22 protein-coding genes are annotated in these 22,734 nt (G+C 47.2%); 10 read left to right on the forward strand and 12 right to left on the reverse strand.

The window, feature by feature from the left end; translation table 11 throughout:
- The first annotated feature begins 39 nt into the window (after nt 1–39).
- Nucleotides 40–1,326 (forward strand): sodium:proton antiporter NhaD, encoded by a 1,287-nt coding sequence (gene nhaD / locus EXU85_RS10185; RefSeq protein WP_142771980.1) that lies wholly within the window; start codon nt 40–42, stop codon nt 1,324–1,326.
- Between the two features lie 86 nt (nt 1,327–1,412).
- Here nhaD and xrtN read toward each other — a convergent pair whose 3' ends face one another.
- From xrtN to EXU85_RS10215, 6 genes are all read right to left on the reverse strand, one after another.
- Nucleotides 1,413–2,546, reverse strand: coding sequence for an exosortase N (gene xrtN, locus EXU85_RS10190; protein ID WP_142771981.1), 1,134 nt, complete (start codon nt 2,544–2,546; stop codon nt 1,413–1,415).
- Complete coding sequence (locus EXU85_RS10195; RefSeq protein WP_142771982.1) at nt 2,533–5,196, reverse strand: XrtN system VIT domain-containing protein; 2,664 nt, start codon at nt 5,194–5,196, stop codon at nt 2,533–2,535. Before EXU85_RS10195 ends, xrtN begins: the two co-directional genes overlap by 14 nt.
- A 119-nt stretch (nt 5,197–5,315) precedes the next feature.
- On the reverse strand, nt 5,316–5,615 hold the full coding sequence (locus tag EXU85_RS10200) for a transcriptional regulator (RefSeq protein WP_142771983.1): 300 nt from the start codon (nt 5,613–5,615) through the stop codon (nt 5,316–5,318).
- Nucleotides 5,612–6,247, reverse strand: coding sequence for a hypothetical protein (locus EXU85_RS10205; RefSeq protein WP_142771984.1), 636 nt, complete (start codon nt 6,245–6,247; stop codon nt 5,612–5,614). Before EXU85_RS10205 ends, EXU85_RS10200 begins: the two co-directional genes overlap by 4 nt.
- 40 nt (nt 6,248–6,287) lie before the next feature.
- Nucleotides 6,288–6,656 carry a diacylglycerol kinase family protein gene (locus EXU85_RS10210; RefSeq protein ID WP_142771985.1) on the reverse strand — a complete coding sequence of 123 codons (369 nt, stop codon included), beginning with the start codon at nt 6,654–6,656 and terminating at the stop codon, nt 6,288–6,290.
- Between the two features lie 15 nt (nt 6,657–6,671).
- Nucleotides 6,672–7,391 carry a DUF1361 domain-containing protein gene (locus EXU85_RS10215; RefSeq protein ID WP_142771986.1) on the reverse strand — a complete coding sequence of 240 codons (720 nt, stop codon included), beginning with the start codon at nt 7,389–7,391 and terminating at the stop codon, nt 6,672–6,674.
- A gap of 159 nt (nt 7,392–7,550) precedes the next feature.
- Between EXU85_RS10215 and mazG the strand changes: the two genes are divergently transcribed.
- Together mazG and EXU85_RS10225 are read left to right on the forward strand one after the other, a co-directional pair.
- Nucleotides 7,551–8,390, forward strand: coding sequence for a nucleoside triphosphate pyrophosphohydrolase (gene mazG, locus EXU85_RS10220; protein WP_142771987.1), 840 nt, complete (start codon nt 7,551–7,553; stop codon nt 8,388–8,390).
- Nucleotides 8,391–8,438: 48 nt separating this feature from the next.
- Nucleotides 8,439–9,176, forward strand: a complete 738-nt coding sequence (locus tag EXU85_RS10225; RefSeq protein ID WP_142771988.1) for a metallophosphoesterase — start codon at nt 8,439–8,441, stop codon at nt 9,174–9,176.
- 40 nt (nt 9,177–9,216) lie between these two features.
- Here the strand turns inward: EXU85_RS10225 and guaB are convergent, their stop codons facing one another.
- Nucleotides 9,217–10,689, reverse strand: a complete 1,473-nt coding sequence (gene guaB / locus EXU85_RS10230; protein ID WP_142771989.1) for an IMP dehydrogenase — start codon at nt 10,687–10,689, stop codon at nt 9,217–9,219.
- Nucleotides 10,690–10,940: 251 nt separating this feature from the next.
- Between guaB and EXU85_RS10235 the strand changes: the two genes are divergently transcribed.
- Entirely contained in the window at nt 10,941–11,327 is a 387-nt protein-coding gene (locus EXU85_RS10235) for a hypothetical protein (protein ID WP_142771990.1), read from the forward strand.
- A gap of 475 nt (nt 11,328–11,802) precedes the next feature.
- Entirely contained in the window at nt 11,803–12,123 is a 321-nt protein-coding gene (locus tag EXU85_RS10240) for a hypothetical protein (protein ID WP_142771991.1), read from the forward strand.
- A 395-nt stretch (nt 12,124–12,518) separates the two neighbouring features.
- On the opposite strand, the gene EXU85_RS10245 is transcribed toward EXU85_RS10240, so the two are convergent.
- The gene (locus tag EXU85_RS10245; protein WP_142771992.1) at nt 12,519–12,941 is read right to left on the reverse strand and encodes a DUF2141 domain-containing protein; all 423 of its coding nucleotides are present in this window, start codon (nt 12,939–12,941) and stop codon (nt 12,519–12,521) included.
- A gap of 40 nt (nt 12,942–12,981) precedes the next feature.
- Between EXU85_RS10245 and recJ the strand changes: the two genes are divergently transcribed.
- Nucleotides 12,982–14,724: a single-stranded-DNA-specific exonuclease RecJ gene (gene recJ, locus EXU85_RS10250; protein WP_142771993.1), complete on the forward strand. Its 1,743-nt coding sequence runs from the start codon at nt 12,982–12,984 to the stop codon at nt 14,722–14,724.
- Between the two features lie 113 nt (nt 14,725–14,837).
- Nucleotides 14,838–15,569, forward strand: a complete 732-nt coding sequence (gene lptB, locus EXU85_RS10255; RefSeq protein WP_142776667.1) for an LPS export ABC transporter ATP-binding protein — start codon at nt 14,838–14,840, stop codon at nt 15,567–15,569.
- Nucleotides 15,570–15,580: 11 nt separating this feature from the next.
- Here the strand turns inward: lptB and recO are convergent, their stop codons facing one another.
- Nucleotides 15,581–16,273, reverse strand: coding sequence for a DNA repair protein RecO (recO, locus tag EXU85_RS10260; RefSeq protein WP_142771994.1), 693 nt, complete (start codon nt 16,271–16,273; stop codon nt 15,581–15,583).
- A 90-nt stretch (nt 16,274–16,363) separates the two neighbouring features.
- On the opposite strand from recO, the gene EXU85_RS10265 reads away from it, so the two are divergent.
- Nucleotides 16,364–17,200 (forward strand): fumarylacetoacetate hydrolase family protein, encoded by an 837-nt coding sequence (locus EXU85_RS10265; RefSeq protein WP_142771995.1) that lies wholly within the window; start codon nt 16,364–16,366, stop codon nt 17,198–17,200.
- A 107-nt stretch (nt 17,201–17,307) separates the two neighbouring features.
- On the opposite strand, the gene EXU85_RS10270 is transcribed toward EXU85_RS10265, so the two are convergent.
- Both EXU85_RS10270 and EXU85_RS10275 read right to left on the reverse strand, forming a co-directional pair.
- Nucleotides 17,308–18,399, reverse strand: a complete 1,092-nt coding sequence (locus tag EXU85_RS10270) for a 5-(carboxyamino)imidazole ribonucleotide synthase (protein ID WP_246859618.1) — start codon at nt 18,397–18,399, stop codon at nt 17,308–17,310.
- Nucleotides 18,400–18,553: 154 nt separating this feature from the next.
- Nucleotides 18,554–19,258 carry a head GIN domain-containing protein gene (locus tag EXU85_RS10275; protein ID WP_142771997.1) on the reverse strand — a complete coding sequence of 235 codons (705 nt, stop codon included), beginning with the start codon at nt 19,256–19,258 and terminating at the stop codon, nt 18,554–18,556.
- A 337-nt stretch (nt 19,259–19,595) separates the two neighbouring features.
- On the opposite strand from EXU85_RS10275, the gene EXU85_RS10280 reads away from it, so the two are divergent.
- A complete protein-coding gene (locus EXU85_RS10280; RefSeq protein WP_142771998.1) occupies nt 19,596–20,294 on the forward strand; it encodes an ABC transporter ATP-binding protein in 699 nt (232 codons plus the stop codon).
- Here EXU85_RS10280 and EXU85_RS10285 read toward each other — a convergent pair.
- Nucleotides 20,259–21,101 carry an aminotransferase class IV gene (locus EXU85_RS10285; RefSeq protein WP_142771999.1) on the reverse strand — a complete coding sequence of 281 codons (843 nt, stop codon included), beginning with the start codon at nt 21,099–21,101 and terminating at the stop codon, nt 20,259–20,261. The genes EXU85_RS10280 and EXU85_RS10285 overlap by 36 nt on opposite strands.
- A 146-nt stretch (nt 21,102–21,247) precedes the next feature.
- On the opposite strand from EXU85_RS10285, the gene EXU85_RS10290 reads away from it, so the two are divergent.
- Complete coding sequence (locus EXU85_RS10290) at nt 21,248–22,690, forward strand: TolC family protein (RefSeq protein WP_246859495.1); 1,443 nt, start codon at nt 21,248–21,250, stop codon at nt 22,688–22,690.
- Nucleotides 22,691–22,734: the final 44 nt, after the last annotated feature.

A 22,734-nucleotide genomic window follows, 5' to 3' on the forward strand; every position in this document is an offset into this window, starting at 1 on the left:
AAAAGTATTCACTAAGTCCTGGGTTGACAGCTTCCTCTTATGACTTTATTGCTGATTAGTCTCTTTATTATTGGGTACGTTCTCATTACCTTGGAGCACGCTATTACTATCAATAAAACTGCGACAGCTCTCATTACCGGGGTCGTTTGCTGGACGGTGTATGCATTAATGGATGGCCATCCCGAATCGGTTGGGCATCACCTCGGTGAGCACCTTGCCAATACCGCCGAAATCCTGTTTTTCCTGCTGGGGGCCATGACTGTAGTAGAATTGATTGATGCCCACGATGGATTTACCCTTATTACAGATCGGATTGCCAGTCGAAATATCCGGACCCTACTCTGGATCATCAGCCTGCTGGCGTTTTTTTTATCGGCGCTCTTAGACAACCTCACTACCGCCATTGTGATGATATCAGTTACCCGTAAACTGGTGCGTAATACAGAACAACGGCAGATTATAGCGGGTATGATCATCATTGCCTCCAACGCCGGAGGAGCCTGGTCGCCCATTGGTGATGTAACAACAACAATGCTTTGGATTGGCGGACAGATTACTACCCTGCACATTATTCAGTGGTTGATTTTGCCCAGTCTGGTCTCTATGTTGCTGCCTTTGGTCATACTCACTCGCGCTCAGCCCAACACCCAGGTTAAAACAGCATCGCAGGGTATTAGCCGCCCTTATGTTACACCCACCGCCCGGCGCGACCGTCGAACCATGCTGGCCGTTGGGCTGGGAGGGATGTTGTTTGTTCCCATTTTCAAGACGGTTACGCACCTGCCTCCCTATATGGGTATGATGCTGGTGTTAGGTGTAATATGGGTTGTATCTGAATTGATCCACAGCGATAAAGATGAAGCTGAGCGGCAGAAATTCACAGCAGCCTATGCCCTCAGCCGGATTGATGCACCCAGTATTTTGTTCTTTTTAGGTATTCTGCTGGCAGTAGGGGCATTAGAAGCCACTGGCATTCTTCATAGCTTGTCTGAAGCGTTAAATCAGGGAATCGGTAATTTAGATGTAATTGTATTTATAATTGGGATCGTGTCGGCCGTAGTCGACAATGTTCCGATTTTGGCAGCTACGATGGGTATGTATGACTTGCAAACTTATCCGGTCGATGACAAACTTTGGGCATTTCTTGCCTATTGTGCAGGTACTGGCGGAAGCATACTGATTATTGGATCAGCAGCAGGAGTAGCCGTGATGGGGATGGAAAAGCTGGCTTTCGGCTGGTATTTGCGAAAAATTAGCTGGCTGGCGTTAATTGGCTATGTGGCTGGTGCTGTGGTCTATCTAGCCGAATTTGCGTTGGTAAATTAGCCTGAAAATGAGGCTATAAGGGTGTGAAAATAGTTGCTTTTTAGTGTCGTAACAGCTTAGCTTCTAGTATGAAGCGTCCCCAAAACTCAATGCTTTGGGGACGCGGGTTCAAGTATGAACGGCTTGTCAAGGGTTACATTTACTAACATGAATCCAGTTTCGCCCTGTATCATTTTCCCCCGCATGGCGAGTTGACTGACGGTTGTAATCGCGCCGTTACTGAACCACCAGGCGGTATGCAGTACATGCCCTTGTTTACGTAACTCCCCAACATAGGCCGGATGTCCATCAAGTACTGTTTCCCGAACGCGCCCTAATGCATAGCCACTACCGAGCCAACAAGCCATAGGGCTATGATCGGCACTGAACCAGTCCGGCTGAGGTTTCATATAGAGTAATGTGCCCGGTTTCGCAAACTGAATAAACCCATTAGCGAGGGTTTTACGCTGGCAACCTGGCCCATAGTTCCGCAGAATGGAATCTGCTAACTGCCTGGTAGCTTCTGAATCAATTGCCGGTTGGTTCGGTAAAGACGCAAACGCCCTGATACTGATACCAACCACCAATACGCCGAATCCCCAACCTGCCGACTTCACCATATCAAATGGCGATTTTATCGCTGAGGTCTCTACGTCCATCAGACCAGTTTTCTGTACCAGCAAGCGCGCTAATCCCCAGCTAGGCAACCAGGCGTATACGGCAACGCAGGCTAATCCAATACCCTCGTGCGCCCATGAACCAGGCATTGCGCCAAACGCAACCAGCAATACGATCCGAAACAAATTACATAAGATAGTCAGGCTGAAAACGACAGATTCATAGGCTACTACCCAGCTTACTACCACCTTTTTCTGCTGAATGCGCTCCTGCCAAATCAGGGCAAACAAACCAAGCAATAAGGATACACCCGTTAGCTGTAGGCCCATACAGGCTGGATAAACAGCCATTTCAAGAGGCCCCGTATCCGGCCCAGCTTTGATAAGTACATTACCCTCCACCTGTACGTTCAGGCCCGCCAGCCTAAATAGAGAGGCTGCCCAGGCGCTAAGTTGCAGTCGAATTGGAAACGTAAACAAAGCCGAAAAGTAGCGAAGGCCTGGTGAGAGCAGGCATAAAGCAACCAGCCGCCCTGTCCAGCGGTTTCGTCCTGCGTTGCCCGGCCACCAGGCGTAAACCAGGAGCAGAATAGAGAGCAGGGTTGTCAGATCAATGGATAGCATAGTTTTTCTTCCAGACGCCCCAGCCAATCAGACCCGCCAGCATAAGTAATAAAGCCCATTCATGAGGTTCCGGTACGGCTCCTTCCTGCTTAAGGGTTGCGTTGTCAAGCCCCGAATGATCTTTCCTGATCCCAAATCGGTCGTAGTCGGCTTCGGTTTCCAAAACAACCAGACTTGATAAGGGAGAGACGATGTGCGCCTGTTGGGCTTCCTGAATAAGGGCTTCTGTCTGGTAGTTTTTGACAAAATACTGCCGTCCAATCTGATACAATAGATGGTTATAGGTAAACAGGCGGGCTATGTGGTCGGGTGCTACCGATGCCTGAGTGGGTTGACCTGGCGTTTCGCGAATGACAATACCCGCTTCGGGTAAGGCAATACGATCGGGTTCATCAGAGCGACCTGGAAATTGATGTGTTTGGCTATACTTCTGGAGATCGTCTGTATTGCCAGTTGCCATGTTTAGCACCAAGAGTTCGGCCAGTGTTTTCAGATAAGGCGATAACACCAGCTTCGTATCATCCGAAACGAAACAAAAGGTGCGGATGGGTGTCTGCTGTTTCGACAAAAGCCCGAGATTATCGGCAAAGCGGCTTCCTCTTAAGTCACTCAACGTAGGCGACATTGCCGTGCCTTTCGTAATGAGTAGGGCTGATTCTGGATTCGCAATCCGATAAATTGGGAACAGACTAAATGCTTGCTGACTGTGCCGTTCAAAAGCCGCATCAAGATCCCCTTCCGTTAGTTGCTCTAGCCCGTCATCGAATACCCAAATCCGGCAGTGAAGTTGTTTTTTAGCCGCCTGAAAAGCTGCTATAAACTCGTTTTTCGTCCATGATTGATTCACGTCGAGATACACATCCGTAGGTGTAAATGACTCACTAGCTGGTTTTAGTGGCTCTACCTGATACGCTTTCTCGTTCAATAGAAAGGCGTCGGACGATAAAGCGGGCGTCTGGAAACGTAACGACCAGTTGGGTTCATAACTACCCTTATGCGTGAGAATGCGGCCCTGTAGTTTATCGAAAAACCAGGGTGTTTTTAGGTCCGTCGGGGATGATGCAAACTCCACATGTACAAGCTCATTCGCTGACGAAGCATCGGGGCCTTCGATAGTGGGAGTCTGATAAATCAATTGCTTACCCGTCAATAGTAGGGGAGAGGTAATCCCCAGTTTCACGCGCCGATCTTCGCCTGCACGGCAGGGAAACACACGTACCGTTACCCGATTTCCTTCCTGCCAGTACACAACCGACGGATCTCGGGCAACCACCCGGGATTCTACGCCAACAATAGTCCGATACGCAGAATCGGCTTTCGCAACGGTTGTCAGACGAGCGGGTTCTTCCCGGCCATTGACCCATAACGACATTGAGGAAACAACCGAACCCGCGGGCAAGTGAAACGTCATTAGGGCTTCTTCGGTGGCGTTGCGTGCCTGATTTCGAATCCGCAACGTTTGCTCGGTGTAGCTTACCCGGAACTGGGGCCAGATGCGCACCTGCGATACAATATCCTGTGTAGTCAGGTGCCGACCCGTCCATAATTTCTCTTCGGCACCGTGTCTATTTGACGAAAGCACTTTTAAAAGGGCAAGCTGATCGTCATTACTCAAAACATCAGTCGGAAACAACTGCGAGGCAATGACTACCAGTGGGTCGTGCTGGCGAACGTCATCAAATGCAGTTAGTCCGGTTAATCCCCACCCACGTCCATTGAAAAATTGCCCTTGATCGTAAACCCGATTACTCAGTAGCAGGCGATTCGTAATCCATTGCGATACCACCCCGTCGGATTGAATCCGTTGGGCAATCAGAACCCAATCGGGCAGGTCGCTCGTTTTACGGATGGTAGATTCCATATGCGTTTCCTCCATATGGTTGAGATCACGTATCCAGCCACTCAGAAAAAAACCAAGTATCAGGAGTGGTACAGATAACCCGATCCCTACGCCGAGCCGTACATGTTCTTCTCGTTTTGCATCCTGCCATAGGCGTTTGCCCAGGACAACAGCAAATAAAAGTGGTACAAACGAATGGATAGACAACCCCAGACCAATTAGCATAGGTACGCTAATGAGGTATAACGGAATCACATAAATTGCCATATAGGCAAATAGCCACCACCCAAACGCTAATACCGCATAGAGTAGCTGCTGCATTCTGACAGATAACTCTTCTTTCCAGGTGTAAAGAACCATGGCAGCACTAACCAATACCAGCGCCCAGCATAGCCACTCGGTCGATTGCTGAAAAACAGGTATTTCCCGATTCAATGCATAGGCGCTGATTAGCCAGAGTAGCATTCCCATCCATCGGGCAGAACGGCCATCCGGATAGTGTTGCTCACGAAATTTAAGAAACCCATTCATGTATAACACCAGCGAAATGGTTAATGCCAGGCTGTAATGGAGCATGAATAGTATAGTATTGGTGGCGCTTACCTTGGGCGAGTCGAAGAAATCATACAGCAAAAACACGCCAGCCGATATTGAGAGCAGTAATAATCCCAAACCGAATGTTGAGTCACGAAATGGCCACAAAAAGCGGGATCGAACAGAATCTGGCAACGTATACTCGGTGTTATCTGCCTCATCGAGTGCCAGTTCAAGATCAGAGCGCAATTGGTTTTCGTTGATTTCTGTTTTCATGAAAGTACTTTGTTTTGCAAAGTGAAATGATAAAAAAATAGCTATCCGATTGCTCAAAACCGGTTTGAACACTGTCGAACCAGGTTTGCTGTGAAGTTAATTTGCCAGCAGTGCAGTTATTACAGATTCTTAATAAAGGCCTCCAGCGCATTCAGGTGTTCCGAAAATGCCTGTTGCCCTTCCTGGGTTGCCGAGTAGGTGGTATTCGGCTTTCGCCCGATAAACTGCTTTTGCACAGACACATAGCCTGACTCCTCCAGCGCACGAAGGTGCGTGGCCAGGTTGCCATCGGTGAGACCAAGCAGTTCTTTTAGCGCGTTGAAACTCATAGAGTCATTGACCATCAGAACAGACATAATGCTTAGCCGCGCTTTGCTTTCAAAGGCTTTATTAAACTTAGCCAGCAGGTCGTTCTTCATGCAGTAGTGCGTTCATATTTGTAGTACATGGCAAGGCCATACACAATGTGCAGCACCCCAAACCCAAGCGCCCACGTTAATAAGTTATAACCCGGCCAGAACAGCGATAGTAGGCCTAGCACGATTTCGCAATAAGCCAGCGACTCCACATCACGAAGGGTATATTTACTGCCATTTAACAGGGCTAACCCGTAAAAAATAAGCGTTGCCGGAAATGCTAGCCAAATCAGGTCGTAGTACAGCAACGCCAGGCAAAACACTCCTCCCGTTGCCAAAGGAACCACTATAGCCCAAAGTAATCGTTGAGAGGATTGGTTCCAAACACTCAATCCCTGACGCCGGGCTTTACGAACGGTGAAGTACGTTCCTGCCAACAGAGCCGATACCAATACACTAATGGCCACTAGTACAAGAAACTGCCTGACATCATGGTGGTTTCCTTCCTGTGAATTAATGCGAAAGCTGGTGAAAAAGCCCCTTTGCAAACGCATCGAAACAACAACGGCCCCAGCAAGGGCGATTACACCCGCCGATACGCCCGATAAACCACTCAGTGACAGGAATTTGGAAGAACGCTCCATTAGGCTACGGATTTCCGTCAGCGTTTGTAGGTGTTCGCGCGATTCGTGCATGGGTAAAGGTGAATAGAAATTGAGAGAATGAGTTAATCAATTAGGACAATAGGGTTACCAAGTGCCCTCCGAGGATGATCAGACCAACGATTACCGCTATAATGGCCAGAATTAGTACGGCACCTGACGACAAATCTTTGATGGCTTTTATTTGCGGATGCCGACCCGGCGAGACAAAGTCGCATAGTTTCTCAATAGCCGTATTGAACGCTTCTGCCGCCCAAACCAGTCCGATTTGTGTCAGGATAATGGCCCATTCTGTTCGACTCAGCTGCAAATATAAACCAGTTGCCACAACAAGCCCGGCAATCAGCAGGTGTACTTTAGCATTGTTCTCGAAACGAAACAAATCCAGAATACCCTGTCCGGCAAACCGAAAACTACGGACGACTTTGCGGAAATCAATCATTCGGCAAACATAGCATTAAAATAAGCGCACTTTGCTTGTAGGATCGTCTTCATGCTCGGCGTACCAGTAGAAGGCTACGTATAAAACAATCAAGACAAAACCGTAGGCAAGTGTTAGTTTTATACTCAAATGGTCATGGTAAGTATGGGCAATGGCTACCATCAGCGAGGAAGGGTTCGTTAGTATGTCCCAACTGTTCCACCGGCCAATACGCCCGAGGTAAATACCAAACCCCGAAAGAAACTGACTAACTACCAGCAGCCCCCAGAGTTGCCATTTTCCCAGTACTGGTTTAAGCATACGATGGACAATCAGAATGGAGTAAAGGCCTACTAGCAAGCCCGTTAGCGCAAACATGAACAGCGTCATTGTATCAAACCAGATGAGTGGCATGTCGATATGTTTAATATGCGACAAGTCGGTAATGATGTAAGGGGCATTCGGGAAAAAGACTAGCCACGTTAGCAGGCCGCCGATCAATAACCAGCTACTTCGAAACTGTGATGCTCGTAAATCTCGAAGAACAAGAACAACACCGAGTGGAAACCAGGCTAGAAACAGATTCCAGGCAAGCATCTCGAAGAACCACCAGTTGCCTGTGAGTAGCCCGCGGACTGTTACCAGGCTTAGCCCGGCTACGGTTAGTAGGGTGAGTGCCCGGAGGCCTTTCCCCGGTTTCGCATCTCGGGTTAGGGGTAACCCAGCACTATAGGTAGAAGCGTATTGAGTTTGCATTTATAAAAGTACTTTGTTTTGCAAAGTAAACTCTTAAAAAGAATGCCAGTCAAGGAAACTGGCAAAAATATTTCTATCGGTTCAAAATGGCCTCAATTTGCTTTCCGCCTTTTTTACTAGTTTTACCCGAAGCAACGATAGTGATTTATAGCCTTCTGAATGAATTTTAATCAATTAGCTCCCCGCCGTCAGGAACAACTGATGGCATTTGACCGGCTGCTGACCATCATGGATGAACTGCGTGCGCAGTGTCCCTGGGATCGGAAACAAACCATGGACAGCCTGCGCCACCTCACCATTGAAGAAACCTACGAACTCTCCGACGCTATTCTGGAAAAAGACCTTCCCGAAATTCGGAAAGAGCTGGGCGACATTCAATTGCATCTGGTTTTCTACGCGAAGATTGCGTCTGAGACGGGTACCGAATTGTCGGACCGCAGTGCGACTGACCGCTTCGATATGGCTGACGTCCTGAATGGGGTTTGCGATAAACTCATTAGCCGCCATCCACACATTTATGGCGATGTAGTAGCCGATACCGAGGAACAGGTAAAAGCCAATTGGGAACAGCTTAAACTTAAAGAAGGTAACAAGTCAGTATTGGGTGGCGTGCCGGGGTCATTGCCTGCTTTGGTAAAGGCTATGCGCATTCAGGAAAAGGCGCGGGGAGCCGGTTTCGATTGGGACGAAAAGCAACAGGTCTGGGAGAAAGTAGAGGAGGAGATGCAGGAGTTCAAAGCCGAATTCAATGCCGAAGCGAATGAAACCATCAATCACGAACGGGCTGAAGGAGAGTTTGGCGATCTACTTTTCTCTCTGGTCAATTATGCCCGTTTCATTGATATTAACCCCGAAACCGCTCTTGAACGTACCAACAAAAAGTTTATCAAACGCTTCCAGTACCTCGAAGAGCAAGCCCGCGCCAATGGCAAAACACTGAACGAGATGACACTAGCCGAAATGGACGTTTACTGGAATGAAGCCAAGAAAGATATATAATGTATTTTGCTGCCCCATACATTCTACTTTCTAAAGCAGACCTAAACTATGCGTATAGCCTTTATTACTGACATGCACCTCGGTGCCGAGGGCGAAAATCCACAGGGCGTTGATGTTCGGCAGAATTTTTTGAACGCACTGGATTTTCTGACAGAATTGAAACCGAATTGCTTAGTACTAGGCGGAGATCTGTCCAATACGAAAGTTGATCGGTCAATCTATGAGTGGATTAGAAAACAGGTCGATGAACTCCCCATACCCTACTATGTTATTGCCGGAAATCATGATGACCCGGCTATCATAGCCGATGTGTTTCATAAATCGCATGATTTGAATGACAATGAATTATACTATGCGTTGCCGCTGGAGGGTCGTCCGGTTTTATTTCTAGATTCGTCGAAAGGTGAATTCTCTACAGCGCAGTGGGCCTGGCTGCGGGATTATTTAGTGGCCCTGCGCGACACTAATGTGCTGATTATGATGCATCATCCGCCTTTACCTGCCGATGTTGAATTTATGGATACGAAGTACCCGTTCCGGCAAAGTGATGAATTCATTGAATTAGTGCGCGAATTACCCTGCCACGTTACGGTAGTTTGCGGGCATTATCACGTCGAAAAAGTTGTGCAGCGTGGTAATCTGCTGGTATTACTTTCGCCCTCAACGTTCTATCAGATGAAGCAGGATACGCCCGGATTTGCCATCGACAATTACCGCGTTGGTATTCGCGAAGTTAACCTCAGTACACACGGCACGACCAGCGCAGTGCATTATTTGGCTATATGATATAGGAGGTAAAACTTTACCTCCTATATCATATAGCACTTCACCGTGCCGAATAGTTCGGCGCTTCTTTCTGGATAGATATATCGTGGGGATGGCTCTCGCGTGAACCCGCCGTGGTAATTTTAACAAACTTAGCTTGCTGCAAGGCAGGGATGTCAATGGCACCACAATAGCCCATGCCTGCTTTTAAACCACCAACCATCTGGTAAACGATTTCCGAAACTTTGCCTTTGAAAGGTACTCGCCCAACAATGCCTTCGGGTACGAGTTTCTTGATGTCGTCTTCTGCATCCTGGAAATAACGGTCCTTAGAACCATCTTCCATCGCTTCAACAGATCCCATACCCCGGTATGTTTTAAATCGCCGACCTTCGTACAGCACCACTTCGCCGGGAGCCTCTTCGGTTCCAGCCAGGAGTGAGCCAATCATAACGGTACTGGCACCACCGGCGAGGGCCTTTGTAATATCACCCGAGAAACGAATACCACCATCGGCAATCACCGGAACACCTGTTCCCTGAAGGGCTTTTGCTGCTTCGTAAACCGCTGTTAATTGGGGCATACCAATACCGGCAATGATACGTGTGGTACAGATACTGCCTGGGCCTACACCCACTTTTACCGCATCGGCACCCGCATCGGCCAGAGCTTTCGCTCCTTCGCCCGTTGCCACGTTACCGGCCATGACCTCTAATTTAGGGAACTGCTCTTTGATACTCCGAACAGCATCCAGAACTCCCTTCGAGTGCCCATGTGCCGTATCAACGCTGATTACATCGACACCCGCTTTTACAAGCGCTTCAATACGCCGGGTAAGGTCATAAGTAACACCTACAGCAGCTCCAACACGCAGTCTACCTAACTCGTCTTTACAAGCGTTAGGGTGGCTCTTTTTCTTGAGAATATCTTTATAGGTAATCAGCCCAACTAAGTGGTAATCGTTATTAACGATTGGCAATTTCTCGATGCGATACTGTTGCAGAATACTCTCAGCCTCTTCGAGCGTCAGCCCTTCCCGTGCGGTAATGAGTTTTTCGCGGGTCATAATGCCCGTAACTGGCTGCGAAAGGTCGCTTTGGAAACGTAGGTCACGGTTGGTCAGAATACCGACCAATTTGCCTGATTCGTCAACGACCGGAATACCACCAATTTTAAACTCGCGCATGATTTTGAGCGCATCGCTTAGGGTAGCCGTTTCCAGTAGTGTGATCGGATCAATGATCATCCCACTTTCTGAGCGCTTCACCTTGCGGACCTGATCGGCCTGGGCTTCTACGCTCATATTTTTGTGAATGATGCCAATACCGCCTTCCTGGGCCATCGCAATGGCCAGAGCCGATTCGGTAACAGTGTCCATGGCCGCTGAAATAAGCGGGATGTTCAGGCGAATGTTGCGGGTAAGCTGGGTGACGGTTTGCGTATCGCGTGGGAGAACTTCCGAGTAGGCAGGAAGGAGCAGTACATCGTCGTAGGTAAGAGCCTCGTAAAGAAACTTACTGGTATCTAAGCTCATGAGCAAATAGCAGGTTGTGTTATTTGCCGGACAAAGCTACGAAAAAACTTTGACTTTCAGATACTAAATTTGCTAGCGACCTCCATAGGCTTTATTAGCCATCGTTAATTCGCCAGGTTTTGATCTACAGAGCAGAAATAAAGACGTACTCCCATAAAAAACCTTATCCCAAATGGTATAGTTGTCGCTACTGCTTACTGTATATTCGCTTTTCCTCTTTCTAACTTAAGTTTCTCTATTCCAGAACTACTATGAAAAAAGTTAGTTTTCTAATCGCCCTGATTGGGGTAGTAGCTGGCTGCAAGCCCGCAGTTGATGTTGACCTTGCCAGGTTAGTAGAAGGTGTTTATCAGCTAAATGAATATAGTTCACCAACCCGACTTGACGTCCTGCCCAGTGGTACCCTACTTGTTACCAGACTGGATAATGAGCATGTGCGTATTCAAGCTATTGGGTTAACGGGTAAAACCAAAATAGCTTATACGCTGCCCAAAGTCCTGATAATCAATGTGAATCGGACAACCAATGCGTTGTCAGTGAAAGGCAAAGATGTGGGACAGGTAGTGGATGATGGCGCAAGTCGATTTGTAACGATAATGCCTAGTTCAAAAATAAAATTAAGCGCAATGGTATTTTAAACGGTTGTCATTTTCGCGCTGTTTGGGCCACTGTCTGGACAAATCGATTTAGTCGAAGTTTTAGTATTGTTGACGGAAATAAACTCCTTGGCTTAATGAGCGATTGGACAAATTTGGGTTTTAGTTGTAACTTTTGTTAGTGTATTTGTCTTTTCGGTAACAATCCTATTTCTTCGGATCGTTCATACCTTTTCCTGTGTAATTGGAGTATCCCTATTGGCAATCGCCAGTGGGGATTTTTTGTTACATTTAAGTTGTAGCCGAATCCTCCTCACGATGCTGGTTTACCAAGTATTCGTGTTAAAGCGCGATGTAGTTTAGCCTATATAATAATCCAACTAGTTTACTGGCGATTTGCTGAAGGGAGGCTGTTTTGTATGCGTCTGCGCCTTTTTGGTTAAAATTTTATTAGAATAAGGGCCTTTGATAATCCATTTATCATCCTGGTCGTTTTAATAGAAAAACCTTTACCCATATGAGCAACTCGAAATCACGCTTGTTTTTCTTCCCTAACCGCTTCTGTAGTACAATTCCAGTTAGTACCACTGGCTCACTATGGGCGGGTTATGGTGGCTTTCATTATACCGCCTGTAGTTTTTTGCTGACCAAGCTTGATCCTGGTCTGGGCGTTCGAACGCTCCGCGCTGCTTGCCAGTTTATTCCAGTGGGATTTGATTATGTTACCACTCACTATCCATCCCGACACCTTCGCTCCCGACTACGCAAGTGGATACGAATTGATGACTCGCTGCTGGTTTCTAATTTCAGGTCCCATTTCCACAAATGGGCTGCCTAATGATCATTGTTGAAATTTGAATCTGGTTTACTCATGAGGTTTTGTGACTTTTCCTGAAATTTATTTTCTAAGGAAAAGTTAGTTCGTAATGGCGATTGTTCTCATGAAAATCAACAAAAAGTCATTCCCCATCCCTGGCCCCTGGACGCTGGTATTTATTATTTCTGGCTGGCTGTTCTGGCTAGCGATTGAGGCCATCTGGCGGTTATTTTAAGGGCTTAGTAGCTCTTGATAGGTACGCATGGCGGCCATAATTCCTGTGTACTCAAGAAAAGAAAGTAAAAGGTTATTGACCATAGCCTAGAAGCGTGCTTTATACCAGGCATCTGGCGGTTCATTAACTGGCCCACTCCCTGAATACGTATAGCCCTCCAGGAGTCTATATAAGTCTATTCTCACTCTAGCTTAATACTAATTGTCCTCCCAGATGTGCCAACACTAAACTGGCAGTCTTTAAATTTGGGTGCTGACAGACGGGGCCGAAAATTATTACTGAAACCGTAGGGTTCTTTAGGCATACCGAAAATCCGCTTGTCTAGTATGCCGTTCCCGTTTTCATCGTGAAAAACTGCAACTGCGTACTCTCCTGGCTCAATCGAAAATGTTGTTTGAGCATTACTTCCCTTAATGTCTGCCTTTTTGCCCTCCACGGGGTTTCCTTCCGGAAAACCGCTGTCAGGTTTAAATAACGCAATATAGACGGAGCCTTTTTGCGATCGGATATTCTGAATATCAATCGTTAAACTAGTTTTGGGCGACGAAGCTACAGGACTAATACTGGATGAAAGGAAACTGATAAGTGAAACCAAAAAGAGCATAGACAGAGTGTTTTTCTAAAAACGGATTTATCTTGCAGTTATGATAGCCCAGCCGTCCCCCCCGCCTAAACGATGGATCTCCAAACCGTTCCCTGATTCAGACGATCAGCAGCTGGCTATTCAATCGTTAACGCAGTCGTTGGGCATCAGTCCATTTCTGGCAGCTTTGCTGGTCCAGCGTGGGGTAACAACCTACAATGAAGCGCGGGTGTTTTTTAGGCCCGAAATTAGCCATTTGCACAATCCGTTCGACATGAAGGACATGGATCGGGCTATTATGCGTCTTCAAATGGCTATGCTACCCGAACGGGAGGAAAAAATCCTGATCTATGGCGACTACGATGTAGATGGTACGACTTCCGTAGCCCTGGTCTATAGCTTTCTGAAAAATTATCACTCAAAAATAGATTATTATATCCCTGATCGCTATAAAGAAGGCTATGGGATTTCGCGACAAGGTATTGAGTGGGCCGCCGAAAATGGGTTTTCGTTAATTATTGCGCTTGACTGTGGCATTAAATCCATTGAACGGGTAGCAGAAGCCAAAGCCCTCGGTGTCGATTTTATTATTTGTGACCACCACCGCCCAGGTGATGAATTGCCGGATGCCGCAGCCGTGCTGGACCCTAAGCGCAATGATTGTGTGTACCCCTATAAGGAATTGAGCGGTTGCGGGGTGGGGTTCAAATTGCTTCAGGCATTTTGTATGCATAAAGGCATTGAGCTGGATATCCTTTATCCATGCCTCGATTTAGTGGCCATCAGCATCGCATCGGATATTGTACCACTTACAGGAGAGAACCGTGTTTTGGCCTACTATGGCTTAAAATATCTTAACTCGGCACCTCGCACGGGTGTAAAAGCGTTAATCAAAATAGCGGGCTTTTCTCGGGAACTGGACATTACAAATCTGGTCTTCGGCTTGGGACCACGGATCAATGCGGCTGGGCGTATTCAACATGCAAAAGCCGCGGTGCAACTACTCCTGGCCGAATCGGAAGAGGAAGCCGACGAATTTGCCATGGCTATTAACAAACATAATAATAGCCGACGCGAGTTTGATAGTAGTATTACTGAACAGGCCTTAGCTATGATTCGGGAAAGTGACGTACTGACGCACGCTAAAAGTACAGTTTTGTACGATGCCAGTTGGCATAAAGGCGTTATTGGTATTGTAGCCTCTCGTTGCATCGAGCATTTCCATCGACCAACAATTATTCTGACACAGTCCAATAATAAGGCGGCTGGGTCGGCACGGTCGGTACCTGGGTTTGATGTGTATGAGGCCATTGAAGCTTGTTCTGATTTGCTGGAGCAGTTTGGAGGTCATACGTTTGCCGCTGGAATGACAATGCCTGTCGACAACATTGACGCGTTTCGACGAAAGTTTGAAGAGGTTGTATCTCGTACCATCAAGGAGGAACATCTGACTCCCCTGATCGACATCGACCTTCCATTGGACTTTAGCGAGATCAATGATAAACTCGTTCGGATTGTGAAACAAATGGGTCCCTTTGGCCCGCACAATCTACAGCCAACATTTATGTCCGACGATGTATATCTAGTTGGCGAACCAATTATTATGAAGGATAAACACTTGAAAATGAGTGTTAAACAAGGTAGGTCTGGGCATACATTAACAGCCATTGGCTTCGGGTATGCGCATCTTGCGGATCAGATTCGAGTGGGCAAACCCTTCTCGATCTGTTATCAGGTAGAACAGAATTTTTATAACGGAAATGTGTCTTTGCAGTTAATGCTCAAAGATTTGAAATGTAGTTAATGAGTCGGTAAGCGAGTAAGTCGATAAGTCAGTAAGTGGCTGACGCGAAAACAGTACACATGCGTCAGCCACTTACTGACTTATCGACTTACTCGCTTACCCACGAACTTATCATGATTCTTAGAACAGAAAATTTAATCAAGAAATACGGGTCAAGATTAGTCAACAACAATGTGTCGTATCAGGTAGAAACCGGCGAAATTGTGGGGCTACTTGGACCAAATGGTGCGGGAAAAACCACCTCATTTTATATGGCAGTTGGTCTGGTAAAGCCGAACAGTGGAAAGGTTTTTATCGATGATTTAGATGTTACTGCCTTGCCTATGTACAAACGGGCGCGACTTGGGCTTGGTTATCTGGCGCAGGAAGCCTCCGTTTTTCGCGATCTGAGTGTTGAAGAAAATGTGCTGGCGGTTCTTGAAATGACCTCTATACCCAAGAAGCAACAAAAGGAAAAAGTAGAAGAACTGCTGGAGGAGTTCAGCCTGACGCACGTTCGGAAGAGCAAAGGTAAAGTGCTTTCGGGAGGTGAACGCCGACGAACGGAGATTGCACGGGCGCTGGCTGTTGACCCTAAATTTATTCTCCTGGACGAACCTTTTGCGGGTGTCGATCCCATTGCTGTTGAGGATATTCAGAGCATTGTTGCTAAGCTAAAACATCGTAACATCGGTATCCTGATTACCGACCACAACGTAAATGAAACGCTCTCCATCACCGACCGGGCGTACCTGCTTTTCGAAGGAAAAATCCTGAAACAGGGTACCGCTGAAGAACTAGCCAACGACGAACAGGTTCGACGAGTGTACCTGGGGCAGCATTTTGAGTTGAAGCGGAAGGTATAGGTGCGGATAAATTATCCCAGCACTTCCCTCAACACCGGTAACGACTTCACTTCTCCCACCGAATCAATGTGGATTTGGTAGTAGGCTACCAGCGCATCGAGCAATTCATTGCGGGCTGATCGATGCAGTTTAATGGGCGTTCCGAGCGGTTGACGCAGCATGATGTTTAAAGCCGTTTCCATTTCGTTATCGGGCAGGAATGGATAGGAGTTTTCGCGAAGTTGATCCTCGAACTCGCGGGCCGATTCGGGGCCGAAACCCAGGAAGAACGATAGCTTGAGCAGAAAGGCTAGGTGGAAATTTTCGTAATTTGTGTGGGCTTCCTCCAGAAATAATACAGAATCAACCAGAAACCGGAAGAGAACCGGGCTGCTTGCTTCTTCTTTCAACACTTTGTTCAGCATCTCCGTCACAAACATGGCGATCGTTGACTTTGCTACTTCGAACGGCAGGCTCTGAAACGGGTAGCTGGTTTTAACCTCCGACAGCCGGTGCAGATCGCGGTCGTGTTTGTTATAAACAACCATGTCCAGCAACGTCAGTGGCTGAAACAAGGCTATTCTGTTGTTCTTACTTCGGGCCGTTCGGACGCTGTTGACAATGTAACTTTGCAAACCGAACTCTTCGGTGTAGATGCGGGCGATAATAGACGTTTCGCGGTAACGAAGGTAACTGAGGGCAAGGCCCCGGGTTTTTTGCAGCATTTCCTGGAAAGCAGTAAACTATCTAAGATAACGCTTTTTAGTGTAAAAAGTCGCCTTCGTGCACTATAATTGCTGACAAATTCGCCTTCCATGAAACTTTACAAAACCCGCTTCGGCATTGTTGCTGACTATCAAAATCAATTTTATTCCATTCCTGCCGCTGATTGGGACGAATTGGTCAATCGAGATGATTTGCATGATTTTTTAGTAACTACAACGGCAATTACCCCGCCATCGGATGAGGCCGAAGCCTGGACTAAATCCAGCGTACTGGCTCCCATTGGTCGTCAGGAAGTGTGGGCATCGGGGGTTACCTACCTGCGTAGCCGAAACGCGCGTATGGAAGAGTCAAAAAAATCAGGGGGCGATAACTTTTATGACCGCGTTTACGATGCCGAACGGCCCGAGTTGTTCTTCAAAGCCACGCCTGAGCGCGTTGTTGGGCCAGGCGCTAACGTTCGTATTCGGGCAGACTCAACCTGGAATGTACCCGAGCCAGAATTGACCCTGTTTATTACATCGACGGGTAAAATAGTTGGCTATACCTGCGGTAACGACATGAGTTCGCGGAGTATTGAGGGTGAGAATCCGTTGTATTTGCCACAAGCCAAAAGCTACGATGGTAGTGCAGCCCTTGGCCCCTGCCTCTATGTTCCTAAAACACCTATTGCGCCCGAAACACAGATTCGACTGGAAATCATTCGGGATGATCAGGCCGTTTTTACGAATAACATCGCTATTGATCAAATGAAACGACAGCATACGGAACTGGTCTCGTTTCTGTTTCGTGAGTGTTCCTTCGCCAACGGATGTTATCTGATGACGGGTACAGGTATTGTGCCTCCCGATAGTTTTACGCTTCGCTCCGGCGACGAAATCAGTATTAGCATCGAAGGAATCGGAACGCTAACGAATGTAGTAGGGTAGGTTAACCAGTTTTTAAACGCAAAGGGCGCAAAGGTTATCGCAAAGAACGCAAAGTTTTTCCTTACGTGCCTTGCGTTTTCTTTGCGCCCTTTGCGGTTAAAAACTGGTTAAGAAACCACCCGAATTTTCGTTTTCACCTCCGCCACCTTCTCTCGCAATGCATCCAGCGAATCGTCCATGACTGTTACGTGGCCCATTTTGCGGAAGGGTTTGGTGATGGCTTTGCCGTAGAAAAATGGGAATACCCCTGGCATGGCCAGCAGGTTTTCTAAGCCTTCATAAACAGCTGGCCCGGTATGACCATCCTCACCGAGGAGGTTTACCATAGCAGCAGGTTGATAGGCTGACGTATCGCCAAGCGGATAGTTGAGGATGGCCCGCCAGTGCTGTTCAAACTGCGAAGTTACATTGGCACGTATGGTCTGGTGACCACTATTATGCGGGCGCGGAGCTACTTCGTTAATCAACACATTTCCAGACTTATCCAGGAATAATTCTACTGCCAGTAAACCCACAATACCAAAGGCATCAGCGGTTTTACGAGCAATATCCTGCGCTTGCTGATTGATATTATCCGAAATTTCAGCAGGGGCAAAGAGGTATTCAACCAGATTTAGTTCTGGGTGAAAAACCATCTCGACGGTTGGAAAGGTCTGTACCTCACCTTGCTCATTTCGGGCAACAATGACGGCTAATTCTTTCTCGAAATCAACGGCTTTTTCCAGGACACCGGGAGCGTCGAAGGCTTTTCCAACATCGGCAACTGTTGCAATACGCTGAACACCACGACCATCGTATCCATCGCGACCGAGTTTATGGAAAGCAGGAAAAAAGTCGGGCTGATGAATTTCTAGTAAGGCGACATCCGCCCGATTTTCGGTCAGAATAAAATCGGCAGTGGGTAGGTTATGGTCGTGGTAAAATTGTTTCTGTAGTCGTTTGTCCTGGATAATCCGAATGACCGATGGTTGTGGAAAAACACGTTTTCCTTCGCGTTCAAGCGCTTCGAGTGCTTCTACATTAACGCGCTCAATTTCAATTGTCAGCACATCGACCGACTGCCCAAATTGATACACCGTATCGTAATCAATTAATGAGCCTTGAGTAAATTGAGTGCAGAGATGCCGACAAGGTGCTTCGGCATCGGGGTCAAGAATATGAACGCGGAGATTCCAGTCAATTGCGGCTTGCAAGAGCATCAGGCCAAGCTGGCCCCCGCCGAGAATACCAATAGTAGGTGTCACGTGTTGGTGGAGTGAGTTGTAGTATGTGCAGTGAGTGCAGATAGTGCGGCTGCAAAATTACTGCTTTTACCCACTACACCCACTGCACATACTATACTAATTCCAGTATCTAATCTCTCCGCTTAATATCCGAGCCGCCCGACTCACTCTTGGCTAATACTTTAGCGGAGCCGGAATAATAAATGTCTGAACCTCCCGATGCCTTCATGCTCAACTCTTTACTGGCGTTGACATACACATCAGAACCACCCGATGAGTTGGCATTGCAGATGTCGGCAGTTAGTTTGCGGGCATCTAGGTCGGCACCACCCGAACCATTGGCGTTAAGTGTACGAACAGAGCCTTGAAGGATAGCATCTGCTCCGCCCGATGCGGATACGTTCAATTGATCGGCTTTAAGCTCCAGTTTTACATCCGACCCACCCGATGCATCCAGATTCAGATCGTTGAAGGAGAGCCTACCCTGACCAAACACATCCGCACCGCCCGACGCCTGTAAGTTATTCAACTGTTTAAATGTCAGATAGGCTTTCACGTAAGTATTACGACCAAAATTCCAGCCACTGAACCCTTTTCGTTCAATATAGAGTTTCAACGTACCATTTTTGACTTCCGAGATAACCCGATCTTCGTCGACGCCTTTTGCTTCGAGCGTTAGTTTTTCCGAGTTTCCCTGCGTTAAATAAACGTCAATGCCGCTGCTGACACTCAAGCCCGTAAATCCTGAAACAGTGCGATCTTTTTTCCAATCGTCGGTGCTCGCCGAGTTTATACTGGTCGTTAGGATGAAAATTCCTGCAATAATTGCTTTCATTGGTGAAGGTGTTTGTATGATTTAGTAGAAGATGCGAAAAAGAGACTCTATGTTGCATTGTAACCCGAAAAAAGATGTCCGGTTTTAAGGATATCTTTGTCCGGTAACGGACGCCCTATAGCGGGATGCCTACTGTAAAATTCTATTAATCAATGAACTATGAGTTTGGCATGACGCTTGATCTTCGTATATCGAATCGAAAGTAATAGTATAAACGGAAAAGTGAACGAAGGCTTTAATTGCTTTACAATATTTGTTGATACGGATTGCTTTTTGAGCAGTAAACACCCCTAACGATCAATCGGCTTAACTTAACTCCTTACTAAAGTAATTAAATATGATTCAACTCCGCAACGTCTCGAAATTCTACCCCGCTGGTTTCGGCCGGGTATATGTGTTGCGTAACATCAACCTCGAAATAGCTCAGGGCGAGTTCGTATCCATCATGGGGCCGTCTGGATCGGGCAAGTCTACGTTGCTGCATATTCTGGGTTTACTCGAAGAACCCTCCGAAGGGGAATATTTCTTTGATGATCAACCTGTTCAGAAATTATCGGAAAAAAGACGGACTGAGCTACATCGTACCCGGATTGGTTTTGTCTTTCAGGCCTATCATCTTATTGATGAACTGACAGTCTATGAAAACATCGAAACCCCTCTGCTCTACAAAGGCCTGAACGGTTCAGAGCGCAAAAGCCGGGTTGCTGAACTGCTCGACCGATTCAATATGGTGGCCAAAAAGGATTTGTTTCCGGCACAATTATCTGGCGGGCAGCAACAATTGGTTGGTATTGCGCGGGCGCTGGCGGCAGAGCCAAGCGTTATTTTCGCTGATGAACCAACGGGTAATCTGCACTCCGATCAGGCCCGTGATATTATGGAACTGTTCCGCGAACTGAACCAGAAAGATGGTGTAACGATCGTTCAGGTAACGCACTCAGAAGTCAATGCTGAATATGGCTCGCGGGTAATCAGGCTCAAAGACGGCTGGCTGGAAGATTCAGCGCTGAAGCTGAGTGAACAGGGCGTTAAGTAGCGGATCGGTCGTGAAGTCTGCTTTCCTACCTTTGAGTGATAGGCCGCTTATCTGACGCATCGATTGAATCCCCATAACATTCACGCAAAATACAGCTTCAGCATGCACCAGTTCGGCTGGCTTGTAAGCCCCTTCGGCAACGGCAATGCCTATTGAAGGGGCTAACCGAAGTAGTTGCTGCCGCACAATGCCGTTGATGCAGCCGGTTTGCAGCGAGGGAGTAAGCAGGGTTTGGTTACTATACCAGAATAAGTTTGAGGCAAGGCATTCGGCTAGGTTGCCGTTCGTATCGAGCAGAATAACGTCGTCAATAGCATGCTGTTGTTTGTAAAGGCCAGCCAGCACGTAGGGGAGAGCGTTCAGGGTTTTAAAGGCCGAAACTGGCGACTGGGTTAAGCGAAACGCGTCATAAATGCCAACTAACGATTTTTCCGTTATTGAAAACGCATGCCCAGCCCGGGCTGTAATCAAAGTGTAAGCATGGTTGCTGGATGGCGTGTACAGGCCACCGGATTGTCGCCATACTTGAATTTTGATGCGGGCGGGTTGATTTATTAGCTTGTTTGCCGAAAGTAATTGCTGAATGCCCTCAAAAACTGTTTCGGTGTTGAACCCTTCCGGTTGATTGAATTGCAAGGCAGCCATCCCGGCAGTAAGCCGGGCGAAATGGTCGGGCCAGTACCAAACCCGGCCATTTTCGTACCGAATGGTTTCGAACAGACCGTCGCCATATTGGAACGCCCGGTCGTTTTCCGACAGACGGAATTCATTTTCAGAAAGTACATCCGAATTATAAACCAGAAACATGCTTAGTTTGCGCCGTTTATCCTAAAACGATAGCTGCGCCGAAGGTAAGTTTGTAACATTGAACCATCAAAATTATGTGTATGCAGCGTAAGCTTTTTTTAGGAATCGGAATCGTGGGATGTTTGCTGTCCGTAAGCCCGTCAGGCTTGCGCGCACAAAACGCACCGGGAACCGTGTCGCCAGGGGTGGGGACAGCCAAAACGGACACCCTCCCCGTGCTGAGTTTACCGCAATGTATTGATATTGCCCTGAAGAATAACATTACCGTTCGGCAGGGGCAATTGCAGGTACAGAATAGTGCATTGCTATTAAAGCAGTCAAAGCTTAATCAGTTACCAACCGTTAACGGATTTGCTTCGCAAGGTTTCAGTTCCGGTCGAAATATCAACCCGAGTACCAACCAGTTCGTTGATGTAGGGGTACGATCTAATAATTTTCAGCTTTCTGGCTCAGTACCCATTTTTCAGGGCTATCAATTGAAGAATCTGATTCGTCAGAACCAGGTTATTGTTAAGGCCACGGAAAAAGAACTGGATGCGACTGAAAATAACGTAATTCTTAATGTCATACAGCAATATCTGGGCGTATTAACCGGTGCTGAGCAGTTAGCCGTTGCTAAACGGCAGGCCGAGACCTCGCAACTTCAGGTAGAGCGTACGCAGAAATTAGTGAATGCGGGTTCTGCTCCAGAAGCAAACCTGTTTGAAATTAAAGCGACGCTGGCGAACGATGAATTAGCCATTGTGAATGCTCAGAATACGGTCGATCTGGCAAAACTTGCTTTATTGCAGGCTATGAACCTACCGGGCGGCCAGTCTTTTGAGATTGAATATATTAAGCTGCCAGACCCTCGTATTGAAGGGTATTCGGCAACCGCATTGCAGGTGTATGAAACAGCCTTAAGTTCACAGCCGCAAATTCAGGCCGCTGATCTTCGTACTGAAAGTGCGCGTATAGCGGTTGATGTAGCCAAGGCGGGCTTATATCCACGCCTTAGTTTAAGTGGTAATTTATCGTCGCTTTATTCGAGTGTTGGGCTCTCGCGGTTTATTGCTGATGGGTCAACAACGGAGAATAGAACAGACGCTAACGTTCTCATCGGCGGTACTATACAACCAGTTACCATCATCACTACGCAGCCAGGCGGTTCATTTCAAACGTATGGTTTTTTTGAGCAATTAAGCAATACCCTCAACCGTGGGGTGTCGCTTAACCTCAATATTCCTATTTTTACAAACCGGCAGTTCCGTACCAACGTAACAAGTGCTATTATTCAACAGCAGAATACACAACTTACGGCTGATAATACTCGGTTGCTGCTACGCCAACAGATCGAAACGGCATACACAAATCTGCTGGCGGCTTCCAACCGCTATCGAGCCACTGAAGCATCGGTTTCATCTTTAGATCGGGCATTTAAGGCAGCTGAAAGCCGTTTCAATGCAGGGGCGATCAACGCTGTTGATTACAGCCTTGCTAAACTCCGGCTCGACAATGCTCGTGCTCAATTGGTACAAGCGAAATACGATTATGTGTTCAGAACCAAGATTTTAGACTTTTACCAAAATAAACCGCTTAGTTTTAATTAATGGTTGAATGAGAGATTGAGAGAATGGGTTAATAATCTAGCTAC

Origin of the sequence: Spirosoma sp. KCTC 42546 (assembly GCF_006965485.1) — a bacterium.
Lineage (GTDB): Bacteria > Bacteroidota > Bacteroidia > Cytophagales > Spirosomataceae > Spirosoma.

Bases quoted from the DNA above. Each gene is read 5' to 3' on its own strand.
- nhaD (WP_142771980.1), top strand. From the start codon at position 40: ATGACTTTATTGCTGATTAGTCTCTTTATTATTGGGTACGTTCTCATT.
- xrtN (WP_142771981.1), bottom strand. From the start codon at position 2,546: ATGCTATCCATTGATCTGACAACCCTGCTCTCTATTCTGCTCCTGGTT.
- EXU85_RS10195 (WP_142771982.1), bottom strand. From the start codon at position 5,196: ATGAAAACAGAAATCAACGAAAACCAATTGCGCTCTGATCTTGAACTG.
- EXU85_RS10200 (WP_142771983.1), bottom strand. From the start codon at position 5,615: ATGAAGAACGACCTGCTGGCTAAGTTTAATAAAGCCTTTGAAAGCAAA.
- EXU85_RS10205 (WP_142771984.1), bottom strand. From the start codon at position 6,247: ATGCACGAATCGCGCGAACACCTACAAACGCTGACGGAAATCCGTAGC.
- EXU85_RS10210 (WP_142771985.1), bottom strand. From the start codon at position 6,656: ATGATTGATTTCCGCAAAGTCGTCCGTAGTTTTCGGTTTGCCGGACAG.
- EXU85_RS10215 (WP_142771986.1), bottom strand. From the start codon at position 7,391: ATGCAAACTCAATACGCTTCTACCTATAGTGCTGGGTTACCCCTAACC.
- mazG (WP_142771987.1), top strand. From the start codon at position 7,551: ATGAATTTTAATCAATTAGCTCCCCGCCGTCAGGAACAACTGATGGCA.
- EXU85_RS10225 (WP_142771988.1), top strand. From the start codon at position 8,439: ATGCGTATAGCCTTTATTACTGACATGCACCTCGGTGCCGAGGGCGAA.
- guaB (WP_142771989.1), bottom strand. From the start codon at position 10,689: ATGAGCTTAGATACCAGTAAGTTTCTTTACGAGGCTCTTACCTACGAC.
- EXU85_RS10235 (WP_142771990.1), top strand. From the start codon at position 10,941: ATGAAAAAAGTTAGTTTTCTAATCGCCCTGATTGGGGTAGTAGCTGGC.
- EXU85_RS10240 (WP_142771991.1), top strand. From the start codon at position 11,803: ATGAGCAACTCGAAATCACGCTTGTTTTTCTTCCCTAACCGCTTCTGT.
- EXU85_RS10245 (WP_142771992.1), bottom strand. From the start codon at position 12,941: ATGCTCTTTTTGGTTTCACTTATCAGTTTCCTTTCATCCAGTATTAGT.
- recJ (WP_142771993.1), top strand. From the start codon at position 12,982: ATGATAGCCCAGCCGTCCCCCCCGCCTAAACGATGGATCTCCAAACCG.
- lptB (WP_142776667.1), top strand. From the start codon at position 14,838: ATGATTCTTAGAACAGAAAATTTAATCAAGAAATACGGGTCAAGATTA.
- recO (WP_142771994.1), bottom strand. From the start codon at position 16,273: ATGCTGCAAAAAACCCGGGGCCTTGCCCTCAGTTACCTTCGTTACCGC.
- EXU85_RS10265 (WP_142771995.1), top strand. From the start codon at position 16,364: ATGAAACTTTACAAAACCCGCTTCGGCATTGTTGCTGACTATCAAAAT.
- EXU85_RS10270 (WP_246859618.1), bottom strand. From the start codon at position 18,399: ATGCTCTTGCAAGCCGCAATTGACTGGAATCTCCGCGTTCATATTCTT.
- EXU85_RS10275 (WP_142771997.1), bottom strand. From the start codon at position 19,258: ATGAAAGCAATTATTGCAGGAATTTTCATCCTAACGACCAGTATAAAC.
- EXU85_RS10280 (WP_142771998.1), top strand. From the start codon at position 19,596: ATGATTCAACTCCGCAACGTCTCGAAATTCTACCCCGCTGGTTTCGGC.
- EXU85_RS10285 (WP_142771999.1), bottom strand. From the start codon at position 21,101: ATGTTTCTGGTTTATAATTCGGATGTACTTTCTGAAAATGAATTCCGT.